Source organism: Shinella sp. (genome assembly GCF_052438155.1).
Taxonomy (GTDB): domain Bacteria; phylum Pseudomonadota; class Alphaproteobacteria; order Rhizobiales; family Rhizobiaceae; genus Shinella.
Genome location: NZ_JBQVPI010000003.1, coordinates 1 through 12,388 on the forward strand (window position 1 = coordinate 1; position 12,388 = coordinate 12,388).

Here is a 12,388-nt window from a genome sequence, read left to right on the forward strand (position 1 = left end):
TGTAGCTAACGGCAGGACTCTTCATCCCACCGTCTCTAGGCCCAATTCACTGACGCCGCGTTTATGTGACAACACCCAAAAATGTACCGGGGTTAGAAAAGCCCTAGCGTGCGCAACATGCCTTCGAATGTGAGCGCGTGCTGATCATTGTTTTCCCCATGCGGTCGGGGATGGGCGCCTCGTTGTTCGAAACCATGCCTATAGACGTTGCTGGGGCTGTATCCGAACTGTTGCGTGAAGGCGCGGCTGAAGTTCGCGGGGGAATCGATGCCGATCGCCGCACCGATCTCCGCGACCTTCCGGCCATCGGCCGGGTCCGCCAACATGGCGTGAGCCGCAAGGAGTCGGCGGCGGCGAATGTAGTTCGCAACGCCGCCCGAAGTCTCGAACAGTTCGTAAAGCCGCGTCCGGGAGATGGCCAGTTCCTTGCAGAGCGCCTCGGTGGTCAGGTCGGGCGAGGCGATATGGTTTGTGATGAAACGCCTCGCCCGTGTTATTAACCCAATATCCGAGACGTGATCCGTGCCGGCATTGCGATCCACCAGGGGCGTTACCGCCTCGAACACCATTTCCCGCAGGCGTTCCCTGACACCGGGCAGATCCTCCTGTGTGAAGAAAGGCAGATTGGTTTCGACGCTTGCGATATAGTCCGTCAGCAACCGGGCGCGATGGCCGCCCAGGACAATGTTGTTGCTGGCGGTTGGCAAGCCGCCATGATCGGAAAATAGGTCGACAGGTGCAATCAGGCTCAGCGATTCCGTTGCCAGTTTGCGCCCTCGGAAAGGGCGGCCGAGCGAGCGGATTTCCACCAGTCCCGGTTCATTCTCCGCGACGCGGCCATCGACCTCGGTCCAACTGCGACCGGACTGCAGAAAAAGGATGTGCCAGTGATCGAGGGGGCTGAGCCGCACCTTCTCGGGCGGGCGCATATAGGTGAAAGCGGGGCTGCTTTGCCTGGTCATCAGCATGCCACCCAGATTCCAGACGCTCTGGCGGGCGACAAACCCGTCGCTGGGATAAACGTCTTCCGGCAGTTGGATGTCGACTAAAGGGGAGATGTATTCCTGCCAGGCCGCAAACTGCTGGGACGGCGGTAGATTGCCGGTTTCGAAATGCAGGGGAACCAGCACGTCGCTTTGCATCTCATCCACACCCAGCGGAGCCTGGACCACGCGTGCAAAACGCCTACGTTCGACGAATTCCGACCGCGACCGAATGTCGACCATTGTCCTGACCTTGCTTACTCCGAAATGCTGGAACGTCTCGTCCCGACGCGGTTTTCAGTGGTACGCATCCTACTCTGTCACGCGCTTTGGTAGGCACCATGTGCAGAGGTGGTATTGTCTAGCTTCTTTGTACAATACTCAATTGCCCAAGAGTTAAGTGTCGATTTGCGTCTATTGTATATATACCGCACTTTCGATTTATTCAATAGTATGATTTTTTATCGTTAATTTCTATGAGTTCGCGTGGCCGTTTCATTTGAAAATAAGTGCCTAAATTCCCTCGAGCGGACTGATTCTCAGCTAGAGCGCTGGTATTGCTTGTCAAGGGTAGTGGATCATCGATTCAGGCCTGTGTCTGCGATTGCCGTACGTGCCGCGCGGTTGTGTGGCTTAAAACTTCAAGTAGAACAAATCCGAAGTAGACAAAAACCCTCATGTCACAGGAATGGATGATTCGAAAAGTTTCCGGATTTAATGATATTGTGTTAATACAATTTAGCTAATATATACATTTTCAGAGTTAATAAAAGGTAAAAATCCCTGCAAGTACTGAAAGGTATTTGCGAGATCGCCCCATTGTTTGGAGTATTGTGGGTATGCCGTACAAAACTCTCAACGCAAGCATGAATAAAAAAGCCAAGCATCGTGTTCTTGTGGCAGGTGGTGCGGGGTTTCTGGGATCACATCTCTGTGAGCGCCTCCTTAGAGGTGGTAATACCGTGATTTGCGTGGATAATTTTTCCACGGGCCGGATGGAAAATCTGCACCACCTGCTGCGCTTCGACACGTTCAGCTTCGTGCGGCACGACATCGTCGAGCCGATCGATTTCGCGGTTGATGAAATCTACAATCTCGCCTGCCCAGCTTCGCCACTGCATTATCAGGCCGACCCGGTCCATACGATGATGACCAGCGTCTTGGGCGCGCTCAACCTCTTGGAACTTGCGGCGCACTACAAGGCGCGGATTTTCCAGGCGTCGACGTCGGAAATCTACGGCGATCCCCATGTGCATCCGCAACCTGAGACCTATTGGGGCAATGTCAATTCCTTCGGCCCGCGCGCCTGCTACGACGAGGGAAAGCGGTCTGCCGAGACGCTGTTTTTCAGCTATCACCAGCAATACGGCGTCGATATCCGCATCGGGCGCATTTTCAACACCTACGGGCCGCGTATGCGTGCCGACGATGGCCGGGTTGTCTCAAATTTCATCGTTCAGGCTTTGAAGGGTGAGGACATCACCGTCTACGGCGATGGATCCCAGACCCGTTCCTTCTGTTATGTCGACGATCTGATTGAGGGCTTCTTCAGGCTGATGAACAGCCCGACGTCCATTCAAACACCGGTCAACATCGGCAATCCGGGTGAATTCACCGTCAGTCAGCTCGCCGAGCAGGTCATCGCCATGACGGGGTCGTCTTCCAAGATCGTTTATCGCTCGTTACCGGTCGACGATCCCCACCAGCGCAAGCCCGACATTACCGTGGCAGAGCTGACGCTGGGGTGGACGCCGACGGTTGCGCTGACGGAGGGCCTGAAGGCGACGATCGCCTATTTTGAGCACCAGTTGGCGCCTCTCTCCAAGGAACTCGCCATCGTTGCTTAGAGCATTTCCAGTCGAAGCAGAACCGCTTCGGCGCCGTATGATGCATTGAAAACAATGCTTTATGTCTGATCGCGCAAGAGCGGCGGACAAACCGAACCGAAAACAGTGAGGCAGCGATACTGTCGCTCCCGCCCATGCGCGGAGCGCACGGATCGTTCTATGCCTTCGAGAAGGCACTGATATGGTCAGGAAAAGGGTACTTGTCGTCGGTGGTGCCGGCTTCATTGGAAGCAATACGGCAAAACTGCTGAGCGGGCAGGGGTTCGAACCCGTCGTCTACGACAATCTTTCGACCGGAAACCGGCAGTCCGTGTGCTGGGGACGCTTCATCCAGGGCGATATCCTGGATACGCGGCGACTGCGGGCGGCGATCGAAGAGGATGAACCGGTCGCCGTGATCCATTTCGCGGCCTCGGCCTATGTCGGCGAATCCGTGGAGAATCCGGCAAAATACTATCGTAACAATGTCAGCGGCACGCAGTCGCTGCTCGATGCCTGCCTCCTCGCGGGCGTGCGCAATCTCATCTTCTCCTCAAGTTGCGCGACCTATGGGATTCCCGACAGCCTGCCGATCCGCGAGGAGGCAGGCCAGCACCCGATCAATCCCTACGGACGCACGAAGCTGATCGCGGAGCAGATGTTGGCTGACTACGCGGCTACCTACGACATGCATTATGTGGCCTTACGTTACTTCAACGCGGCGGGGGCGGATCTCGATGGGGAACTCGGTGAAGCGCACGATCCCGAAACGCATCTCATTCCGCGCGCCATGATGGCTGCCGCCGGCCGTATCGACGTCCTCGACGTTTACGGTGACGATTACGATACGCCCGACGGCACCTGCATCCGCGACTATATCCATGTCACCGATTTAGCGCGTGCGCATGTGCTGGCGATGGAACACCTGCTGGGGGGAGGCGGCAATCTGGCCGTCAATCTCGGTACGGGCCATGGCACGTCCATAAAAGAAGTCCTGGAGGCGATTCATCGCCTTACGGGCCGCAAGGTGCCGATCGCAATACGCGAGCGCCGCGTTGGCGACCCTCAGGCGCTCTATGCCGACCCAACGCTTGCAGCCGAAACGATCGGTTTCAAGGCGGTCTATTCCGACCTCGACACCATCGTCCGCTCTGCCGCCCCGTTCTTCGGCCTGGAGGTCCGGCAATGAGGACCGCTTGGATCACCTCGAGGGGAGAGAGGAACGAGCCGCTAATGGCGTCGATATTCACGGGCCGCAAGCGCGTGGAATATCTCGCCGGCGTCGCGCTCTGGGCCGCGAGCATCGTCTATCTCTGGCAATGGTGGCTGGCCAGCGTTGACGACACCCAGCTCGCCGGCGCGCTCCTGGTGACGGCGCTTCTGGCTTGGATAACGCTTCTGCCCGTTTATTTCATCACCGTCTTCTTTAATGCGCGGCGTCCCGTCGGTCCCTTGCGGATTCCCGTCGGCAGCCGGATCGCTATGGTGGTCACGAAGGCGCCGTCGGAGCCGTTCAAGGTCGTGGCCGCGACCTTGCGCGCCATGCTGGCTCAGACCGTGCCGCACGACACCTGGCTCGCCGACGAGGATCCGACGCCCGAAACGCTCGCCTGGTGCAGGGCCAACGGCGTGCACGTCTCGACGCGCAAGGGCCGCGTGGATTATCACCGCCAATCCTGGCCGCGCCGCACGCGCTGCAAAGAGGGTAATCTCGCCTTCTTCTACGACCATTACGGCTACGAGCGTTATGATTTCGTCTCGCAGCTCGACGCGGATCACATTCCCGAGCCGGACTATCTCTTCCACATGCTGCGACCCTTTGCGGATCCTGCCATCGGCTATGTCTCTGCACCCAGCATCTGTGACCGCAACGCCGCCGAAAGCTGGTCCGCGCGGGGCCGCCTCTATGTCGAGGCCAGCATGCACGGTTCCCTGCAAGCCGGCTACAATGGCGGCTTTGCTCCGGTATGCATCGGTTCCCACTATGCGGTCCGAACGAGCGCCCTCAAGGAGATCGGTGGCCTGGGGCCGGAGCTTGCCGAGGATCATTCGACGACGCTCTTCATGAACGCCCATGGCTGGCGGGGCGTGCATGCGCTCGATGCCATTGCGCATGGCGACGGGCCGCGGACCTTCACCGACCTCGTCACGCAGGAATTCCAATGGTCGCGCAGCCTGGTGATGATCCTTCTGCAATATACGCCCAAGCTGATCGATCGCTTGCCGTTGCGCCTGAGGATCCAGTTTCTGTTCTCGCAATTCTGGTATCCACTCTACGCCTTCTTCCTGGCGGTGACGTTCGTGCTGCCGACCGTCGTTTTGCTTTATGGCCACAATTTCGTCAGCGTCACCTATCCGGATTTCCTGCTCCACTTCATGCCGCAGTCCCTGATGATCCTGATCATGGCGTACTGGTGGCGCGCGAGCGGCACGTTCCGGCCCGTCGACGGCAAGATTTTCAGCTGGGAAGCTATGCTGTTCCTGCTCGCCCGCTGGCCCTGGGTTCTTGCCGGCACCTTTGCCGCGTTCCGTGACTGGATGACAGGTTCGTTCGTCGATTTCCGCGTCACGCCCAAAGGCACGACCGAGGCCGATCCACTGCCGTTTCGCGTGCTCGCGCCATACGTGTTCGTGGTGCTGATCTCGATTGCTCCGGTGCTGTTGGTTCGCGACGCCGGCGAAACGCGCGGGTTCTATATCTTCGCCATCGTCAACGCGTTCTTCTACGTGTTCCTGGTGTTCATGATCCTGCGGCAGCACGCGCGGGAGAACCGGATTCGCTATCAGGTGCGCATGTCTCAGCCCGCTTTTGCGACCTACATGCTCGTCCTCGTCGCCGTGCCAGGCTTCGCGATGATTGACCGGGGCAGGGAAGGCGTCGAGGCGCTCGCCTGGGGCACGCAAAGTTTCACCCTGTTCGACGACCGTTTTTCCGTGGCCGGCGCGGGTATCGGTAGCCATGACGTTCACCGCACCGTCTTCAATCCGCGCTGGCGCACAAGCGCGGCCAGCCGTGCAAGCCAGCCGTAAAGGGGATGAGACATGAAGATCGCAGTCATCGGGACCGGTTATGTCGGATTGGTCAGCGGCGCGTGTTTTTCCGGTTGGGGTCACGGCGTCGTCTGCATGGATAAAAATGCCCAGAAGATCGCCAGTTTGGAACGGGGCGTGGTTCCGATCTACGAACCGGGCCTGGACGAACTCGTGGAGAGAAACTTCGCGGCCGGCCGATTGCGTTTCACCTGCGATCTGGTTGATGCCGTGAGGGGGGCATCGGTCGTGTTCATCGCGGTCGGCACGCCGCCCCGTGCGGGACACGGCGATGCGGATCTCAGCTTCGTATACATGGCCGCACAAGAGCTTGCCTCGTTGATCGAAGAGAACGCTATCGTTGTCATCAAATCCACCGTGCCTGTGGGCACCGGCGATATCGTGCAGAAAATCATCGGATCGGTGCGCAGGGCTGGCTCCTTCTCGGTGGCGTCCAATCCCGAATTCCTACGCGAGGGCGTCGCCATCCGCGATTTTCTGGAGCCCGACCGCGTCGTGATCGGGATCGAGGACGACCGTGCACGTGACGTTCTGACCAAGCTCTACGGCGCGTCCCTCGACCTGCGCAGGACGCCGATCGTCGTCACGCAGCGGCGCACGTCGGAGCTGATCAAATACGCCGCCAACGCTTTTCTCGCCACGAAGATCACTTTCATCAACGAACTGGCCGATCTTTGTGAGCAAGTGGGCAGCGACGTCAGCCATCTGGCGCTCGGCGTTGGGCTCGACAAACGGATCGGGACGAGCTTCCTGAACGCCGGGCCAGGTTATGGGGGATCATGTTTCCCGAAAGACACGATGGCGCTGCTGCGGACCGCGCAGGACCATGGTGTGGCGCTGCGCATCGTGGAAGAGACCGTCACCGCGAATGAGGCGCGCAAACGTCGAATGGCTCTGAAGGTCGTGGACGCGCTGGGCGGTGACGTCGAGGATCTGACCATCGCCATCCTCGGCCTCACCTTCAAGCCGGATACGGATGATATGCGCGAGGCGCCGTCCGTCCCGCTTATCGAGACGTTGCAGCGTTTCGGTGCCCGCGTTCGCGCCTACGATCCCGCGGGTATCGAGAATGCCAGGCAGATCTTTTCGGATGTCGAGCTGCATCGCGATCCCTATGAATGCGCGCGCGACGCCGATGCGGTCGTCGTCGTCACCGAATGGGACGATATCCGCCACCTCGATCTGGCAAGCCTGAAAGCCGTGATGCGCCAAAAGATCCTGGTCGATCTGAGAAACGCATTCGAGCCGGGTGCCGCCGAGCGAGCGGGCTTTCGCGTTTCCGGCATCGGTCGCCCGACGGTGGCGCGGCATGACGCCACCACCGCGACGCCGTCCTTAGCGGCTGTGCACGTTTCCGCCGCACGCAAAACGAATCTTGCATATTTCGGGATGGCAGGAGGCTCCAATGACAATAGCTAGTTTTCTATCGCGTGCGCGGGGTCTGCGTATGCTGGCAAAGGTCGCCGCTACCGCGACTTTGCTCGCCGGATCCGCACAGACGGCACTTTCGCACGATTCCGCGTTACCCGCGGGCGCGCGCGCCATGAGCGCCCTCGAGCTTTACAAGCTCTACAGGGGCAAGAGCTGGCGCTGGGAAAACGGCGCCGGGATGATGGCGGATGTGAACCGGCGCTTCAGCGCATGGTCGAATGGCGAGACGGGCAAGACCTGGGCCGAGGGGCGATGGGTCATAACCGAGACGGGCCTCATGTGCCTCAAGGCGACGTGGCACACGGACAAGGGCGCTTTCCCTGCCAAGACCTGTTTCTCCCACCGGATCGCCTCGGGTGCCATCTACCAGAAACGGGAGCCGAATGGCGGTTGGTATATCTTCCGCCACGCGACACCCCGGAAGGAGGATGAAGCCAGCAAGCTGATCGCCGCAGATCTGGTTTCCGAACAACGCGACACTATCCAGGCTGCACTGGGTGTGCCTCTCGTAACTGAACAGTAAGCGATGAGGAGGAGGTTATGACCAATATCTTGAAAGTGGCCGTTACCGTTTTCTGCGGCGGCCTTGTCATTGCCACGGGCGGACACGCCGCCAGCGGCGTGTCGGGAGCAAACGTGGATAGCCGGGGGCGTTTTCTCGACAAGCGGCCCGTTATCGAAGCCGGCGCGGTGACGCCAGGCGCCTATGATCCCCACGGCGACTATGCCAGCGATTCCAATTCCAAGATCGAGCATCTGTTCCTTCCCTGGGAGGACGTGGATCTTGCCACGCTCGGCGCCGCTGACGATTATGCGCGGGCGCGGGGGCGAGCCTTGCTCGTGACGGTCGAACCCTGGTCCTGGGCGCGCGACTGGCGCGTCAGTCCCGGCGATCTTTTGGCGGGCATTCTGTCCGGTCAATACGATTCCAACATGGCGAGTGTCTGCTCAGCAGCGGCAAAGCTGAAGAGCCCCGTCACCATTCGCTGGGCCCAGGAAATGGAGGACGCCGACGGCCAGTTCACCTGGGCCTTCTGGAAGCCGGCGGACTATGTGAAAGCCTACAAGCGCGTCGTCGACGTATGTCGAAAGCATCTGCCGGCGGCCCAGTATATGTGGTCGCCGAAGGGGGAGAAGGGACTGAAGGCCTACTATCCGGGTGACGACTATGTCGACGTTATCGGTCTATCGGTTTTCGGTTATCAACCCTATGACAAGCTGGAAGTCGGCCGCGATACAACCTTCGTTGAGCGCACGACACCGGGTTACGATCGGGTGAAGGATTTTGGAAAGCCGGTCGTCATCGCCGAACTCGGTTATGCCGGCAGTGACGACTACGTGCGCGCCTGGGCTCTGGAAGTCAACAAGCCGCATACGGAGTTTCCGGCCTTGAACGCCGTCGTCTACTTCAACGACCTCGAGGTCTACCCTTGGCCGCGTAAAGTCGGTCGACCGGATTGGCGTGTCGCCAACCATCCGCTCGTTCCGCTGAATTGACGGTCCGCTATGAGAGAGGCGCGCGCTATCCGTAGCGCCGGGCCTCTCCATCACCGCCCTTGCGTAATTCCAGATGCAGGATCCCGAACCTTCTTGCTGGAGTTTTTGTTCAAACAGGAGGTAAAAATGTTTTCGATCCGCTTCATGTTCATCAACGCCGCGCTTTCTGCGCTGCTTTTGGCCGGTAGCGCGACCGCTGCCTCCAAGCCCAAATCTGTCGACGAAACGGCGAAGCTTGCTGAGGCCGCTTCGCCGATGAAGGCTGATGCACTTGTAAAACTATACGCCGGCAGGACTTGGAAGTGGAAAACCGGAGGCGGCTTCTTATCTGCCGAGTCGAGCAACAGTTGGTTCGTGCCCGCCGATTGGAAGCGGTTCGCCGCCTGGTCTCGCCAGGGCCGTAAATGGTCCTATGGGGAAGGGAGCTGGTTCGCAACCAATGGCGGAAAACTATGCTTGCATGCGCTTTGGACCGACGAAGATTGGCGCTCTTCCGCCCGTACCTGTTTCCTGCACCGGGAAAAGGATGGTGTCATCTACCAAAAGCGTTCCGTTGGCGGCAGATGGTATGTGTTCAGCCACAATCCAGCTCAGATGACCGATGAGGCACGCAAGTTGATTGCAGGCGATCGTGTCAGCCAGGAACTTGCACGCATGAAGACCACGCGCCGGTGAAACAAAAGCTGCCGGTGGACACACGACAGCCCTGTCTCGCTCAGTTGTCGTCGCGGGAGCGGTGCCTGGAGCCTTTCCAGCCGAAGCGGTACTGCTTCGGCGTCTAGATAGCGCGGCAGAACGCCTTCCTGCCGAAGCCGCTGGGCGTGCAGACATAAGAATTGTTGCTCATATATTCCCCGACGGTGATTTTCACGACATTGCCGGCAGGGTTCTTGCCGTAGCGTACTTCGCCACCCACACGATACTTCACAAGATAGACGGATTTCGTTTGTTTTTTCCTGCCGGTTTCTCCCGCCTGGGCACCCGCGCCGAGAACTGCGGAGAGAGCGACTCCAAGCGCAACCGTCACAGCCCACCTCAGCCGCGCCTTCTGTCCCAAGGGAAGAGTCGTATGCGAATTCATGTTTCGTCTCCGGTGCTCTTTGTCCTAGAGCGAGGTCTATCGCAGCCGGCTTAATATTTCGGCCAAGATGTTGCGACAAATTTTAGCAGGCTGAGGATTATCTCGGGCAGGTCGTTCATCGTAGGGAACTTGAATCACCCTACAGGGCGGTTCTTCACGGGAGCAGTTTCGATTTCAGCGACCGCTGATAAATCGTCTGTAGGCAAAAGTCGAGAACGAGTTCCGCCAGGTGTGGCAAGTGCATCACGACGGGGCTGCCCGGGAACGAGCGCTGGCAATAACCCGCTTGGTTGTTGCTTTCATCAACCCTGATGGGCGCCACCGCATCTGCGTCATCGCCCGGCTGCTGGAAGCCCGCGCCGGCATCGGGATAGTAACAAGAGCAGTCCAAAATCGTACGCCGCCCTCATCAACCAGTGGATTTATTGGCGATACCATCGTCGCGGCTTTGGCGCATTTTCCGGTCGCAACGATTGAAGGCTTAGTGGTTTGACTGATGGCTCCTCTCGCTTTCATAAATTAGTGTTATATATCAAATGTTTAGTTCCATAATGGAGCTTGCGCGATCTTCGTTTGTAACCCAAAGTTGAAGCGTCCTGTTTCTGCAAAGTTGGAATGTCACTCTCCACGGGTCTGAACGGCGTCAGGGAGATTGCAGATGGAACTGATTGCGATGAGCGAGCGTGATCTGCAGCGGATCGAGGTTTTGTCGTAGGTGATCGCCGGCCGCATGACGATGGTGTCGGCGTCCCATGTGCTTGACCAGAGCGTGCGCAGATCCGTCGTCTCCTGGAGCGGATGCGCACCAGCGGCGCGGCATCGGTCCGATACAAGGCGATCGGCCGACCGTTGAACAACCGGATCAGCGACCGTGTTCGGGATTACGCGGTGACGCTGGTTCGCGAACGTTATACGGATTTTGGGCCGACATTGGCAGTCGAGGAGCTTGCCGGGCGCGATGGACTGCGTGTGTCGCGCGAGACGCTGCGCAGCTGGATGGTGGATGGTGGACTTTGGTTGCCGCGCAAGCAGCGGCGGACGTTTCATCAGCCACGCTTACGTCGCGAGGCCTATGGCGAGCTGGTGCAGATCGACGGCTCTGAGCATCGCTGGTTCGAGGATCGGGAACTGCCGTGTGCGCTGCTGGTGTTCGTCGATGATGCGACCGGCAAGCTGATGCAGTTGCGCTTCGTACGCTCGGAAAGCGCCTTCACCTACTTCGAGGCGCTGGCGCTATACTTCACGCGTCACAGCGCGCCGGTTACCTTCTACTCGGACAAGCATTCGGTGTTCCGGGTGGCAAAGAAGGACGCCAAGGGCGGCCAGGGCATGCCCCAGTTCGGACGTGCGCTTTGCGAACTAAACATCGAGATACTCTGCGCAAATTCAAGCCAGGCCAAGGGCCGTGTCGAGCGGATGAACCGGACGCTGCAGGATCGGTTGGTCAAGGAGCTGCGGCTGGCCGGGATCGACACCATGGAGGCAGGCAATGGGTTTTTGCCGAGCTTCATGGAGGATTACAACGCGCGGTTTGCCATTGTCCCTGCCCGGCCCGACGACCTGCACCGGCCGATGAACCTGGCGCCCTATCGGCTGGCCGAGATCAGGTGGTATCGCGTTCATTGACTGCGCACCACATAGGGGAGGCGTCGTTGCTTTCATATGGGAGTCGGCAACGTGATGTCGGTCCAGGCGGTCATGGCCGCGGCACTCATCGGCTATCGGGTCTCTGTGTGCAGCATGGAAAAGATGGCGCTCCGGCCGTGGATGAATTGAAATGCCGGCATTGCCGAGCCCCGCCGGATTTCGCCGTTTTGCCAGTCTGATGGAACGGCACCAATCGATGCCGGCGCTCGCTCGGGCCGAGAGTCAATAACAATCCAGATGAATTTAGCTTGCGCGCTGATGCGTATAAAAGTAAATGAAATTAATGGTTTCTCTCGCGAGAAATTTATTAATTCTTTTCGATTGAAATGAAAAGCAGAAGCCCTATTTCTGTGATATAATACAGTAAATCTTGAATTGTGCGAAATCATGCGTTCCAATTTGGGGTGTACATTGATTTTTGTGATTAAATCTTGGATTTTAGTAGATTTTCTTGTGAGGATCGCCGCCTAGTTTTGATTTTAATTCTGATTATTCGGGTTTTATGGCGCATCTGATTGCGCAACGACGAGACGATTCACGGCCCCTGATGGCCGGCTCTTCGGGTTGGAGGGCCGGGCCGCCAGCGTATTTCAAGGAGTTTTCCATGAGCCTGAGTTTCCCGAACCAGAGCCGAAGCTATGAGGAGGCGGGCAAGCGCATCCGCTTCATCGGCCATGACGGCATGTTCGAAATACCCTTCTTCGCGGGAGCGGATCTTTTCCCGGCCGCGACCTCCGAGGCAGGTTACCTGAACGCCTTCGACGTCGCACGGGTTGCCATCTACAAGGCCGCCCGCCGTGCCTATTCCGGTGCCCGTCGGCCGACCTATGTCCTGACGCGTGCCGACTTCGGCTGAAGCTCGCACGCCGGGC

The 12,388-nt window shown here is 58.7% G+C and carries 11 protein-coding genes and 1 pseudogene; 10 read left to right on the forward strand and 2 right to left on the reverse strand.

The genetic code is table 11. The annotated features are described in order from the left end of the window. Positions 1–92: 92 nt before the first annotated feature. Positions 93–1,226 carry a helix-turn-helix domain-containing protein gene (locus ACT6VE_RS07040; protein ID WP_444797906.1) on the reverse strand — a complete coding sequence of 378 codons (1,134 nt, stop codon included), beginning with the start codon at positions 1,224–1,226 and terminating at the stop codon, positions 93–95. Between the two features lie 596 nt (positions 1,227–1,822). Between ACT6VE_RS07040 and ACT6VE_RS07045 the strand changes: the two genes are divergently transcribed. The 7 genes from ACT6VE_RS07045 to ACT6VE_RS07075 all read left to right on the forward strand — a co-directional run bounded on the left by ACT6VE_RS07045 (position 1,823) and on the right by ACT6VE_RS07075 (position 9,463). After that, positions 1,823–2,830, forward strand: coding sequence for a UDP-glucuronic acid decarboxylase family protein (locus tag ACT6VE_RS07045; protein ID WP_444798251.1), 1,008 nt, complete (start codon positions 1,823–1,825; stop codon positions 2,828–2,830). A gap of 181 nt (positions 2,831–3,011) precedes the next feature. Then, positions 3,012–3,998, forward strand: coding sequence for a UDP-glucose 4-epimerase GalE (galE, locus tag ACT6VE_RS07050; protein ID WP_444797907.1), 987 nt, complete (start codon positions 3,012–3,014; stop codon positions 3,996–3,998). Beyond that, positions 3,995–5,839 (forward strand): glycosyltransferase family 2 protein, encoded by a 1,845-nt coding sequence (locus ACT6VE_RS07055; RefSeq protein ID WP_444797908.1) that lies wholly within the window; start codon positions 3,995–3,997, stop codon positions 5,837–5,839. Before galE ends, ACT6VE_RS07055 begins: the two co-directional genes overlap by 4 nt. Positions 5,840–5,851: 12 nt before the next feature. After that, on the forward strand, positions 5,852–7,279 hold the full coding sequence (locus tag ACT6VE_RS07060) for a UDP-glucose dehydrogenase family protein (RefSeq protein WP_444797909.1): 1,428 nt from the start codon (positions 5,852–5,854) through the stop codon (positions 7,277–7,279). 28 nt (positions 7,280–7,307) lie between these two features. Next, positions 7,308–7,814: a DUF995 domain-containing protein gene (locus ACT6VE_RS07065; RefSeq protein ID WP_444797910.1), complete on the forward strand. Its 507-nt coding sequence runs from the start codon at positions 7,308–7,310 to the stop codon at positions 7,812–7,814. Between the two features lie 17 nt (positions 7,815–7,831). Beyond that, positions 7,832–8,788, forward strand: coding sequence for a glycoside hydrolase family 26 protein (locus ACT6VE_RS07070; protein ID WP_444797911.1), 957 nt, complete (start codon positions 7,832–7,834; stop codon positions 8,786–8,788). A gap of 126 nt (positions 8,789–8,914) precedes the next feature. Further along, a complete protein-coding gene (locus ACT6VE_RS07075) occupies positions 8,915–9,463 on the forward strand; it encodes a DUF995 domain-containing protein (protein ID WP_444797912.1) in 549 nt (182 codons plus the stop codon). A gap of 103 nt (positions 9,464–9,566) precedes the next feature. On the opposite strand, the gene ACT6VE_RS07080 is transcribed toward ACT6VE_RS07075, so the two are convergent. Further along, a complete protein-coding gene (locus ACT6VE_RS07080) occupies positions 9,567–9,869 on the reverse strand; it encodes a hypothetical protein (protein WP_444797913.1) in 303 nt (100 codons plus the stop codon). Positions 9,870–10,107: 238 nt separating this feature from the next. Between ACT6VE_RS07080 and ACT6VE_RS07085 the strand changes: the two genes are divergently transcribed. The 3 genes and pseudogenes from ACT6VE_RS07085 to ACT6VE_RS07095 all read left to right on the forward strand — a co-directional run bounded on the left by ACT6VE_RS07085 (position 10,108) and on the right by ACT6VE_RS07095 (position 12,372). Next, complete coding sequence (locus ACT6VE_RS07085; RefSeq protein ID WP_444797914.1) at positions 10,108–10,362, forward strand: hypothetical protein; 255 nt, start codon at positions 10,108–10,110, stop codon at positions 10,360–10,362. Between the two features lie 222 nt (positions 10,363–10,584). After that, positions 10,585–11,474: pseudogene (locus ACT6VE_RS07090) on the forward strand (ISNCY family transposase); the annotation flags it as partial. A 646-nt stretch (positions 11,475–12,120) separates the two neighbouring features. Then, positions 12,121–12,372 (forward strand): DUF1488 family protein, encoded by a 252-nt coding sequence (locus ACT6VE_RS07095; RefSeq protein WP_444797915.1) that lies wholly within the window; start codon positions 12,121–12,123, stop codon positions 12,370–12,372. The last annotated feature ends 16 nt before the right edge of the window (positions 12,373–12,388 follow it).

Excerpts from the sequence above, each read along its gene's own strand:
- ACT6VE_RS07040 (WP_444797906.1), bottom strand. The coding sequence starts at position 1,226 with ATGGTCGACATTCGGTCGCGGTCGGAATTCGTCGAACGTAGGCGTTTT.
- ACT6VE_RS07045 (WP_444798251.1), top strand. The coding sequence starts at position 1,823 with ATGCCGTACAAAACTCTCAACGCAAGCATGAATAAAAAAGCCAAGCAT.
- galE (WP_444797907.1), top strand. The coding sequence starts at position 3,012 with ATGGTCAGGAAAAGGGTACTTGTCGTCGGTGGTGCCGGCTTCATTGGA.
- ACT6VE_RS07055 (WP_444797908.1), top strand. The coding sequence starts at position 3,995 with ATGAGGACCGCTTGGATCACCTCGAGGGGAGAGAGGAACGAGCCGCTA.
- ACT6VE_RS07060 (WP_444797909.1), top strand. The coding sequence starts at position 5,852 with ATGAAGATCGCAGTCATCGGGACCGGTTATGTCGGATTGGTCAGCGGC.
- ACT6VE_RS07065 (WP_444797910.1), top strand. The coding sequence starts at position 7,308 with ATGCTGGCAAAGGTCGCCGCTACCGCGACTTTGCTCGCCGGATCCGCA.
- ACT6VE_RS07070 (WP_444797911.1), top strand. The coding sequence starts at position 7,832 with ATGACCAATATCTTGAAAGTGGCCGTTACCGTTTTCTGCGGCGGCCTT.
- ACT6VE_RS07075 (WP_444797912.1), top strand. The coding sequence starts at position 8,915 with ATGTTTTCGATCCGCTTCATGTTCATCAACGCCGCGCTTTCTGCGCTG.
- ACT6VE_RS07080 (WP_444797913.1), bottom strand. The coding sequence starts at position 9,869 with ATGAATTCGCATACGACTCTTCCCTTGGGACAGAAGGCGCGGCTGAGG.
- ACT6VE_RS07095 (WP_444797915.1), top strand. The coding sequence starts at position 12,121 with ATGAGCCTGAGTTTCCCGAACCAGAGCCGAAGCTATGAGGAGGCGGGC.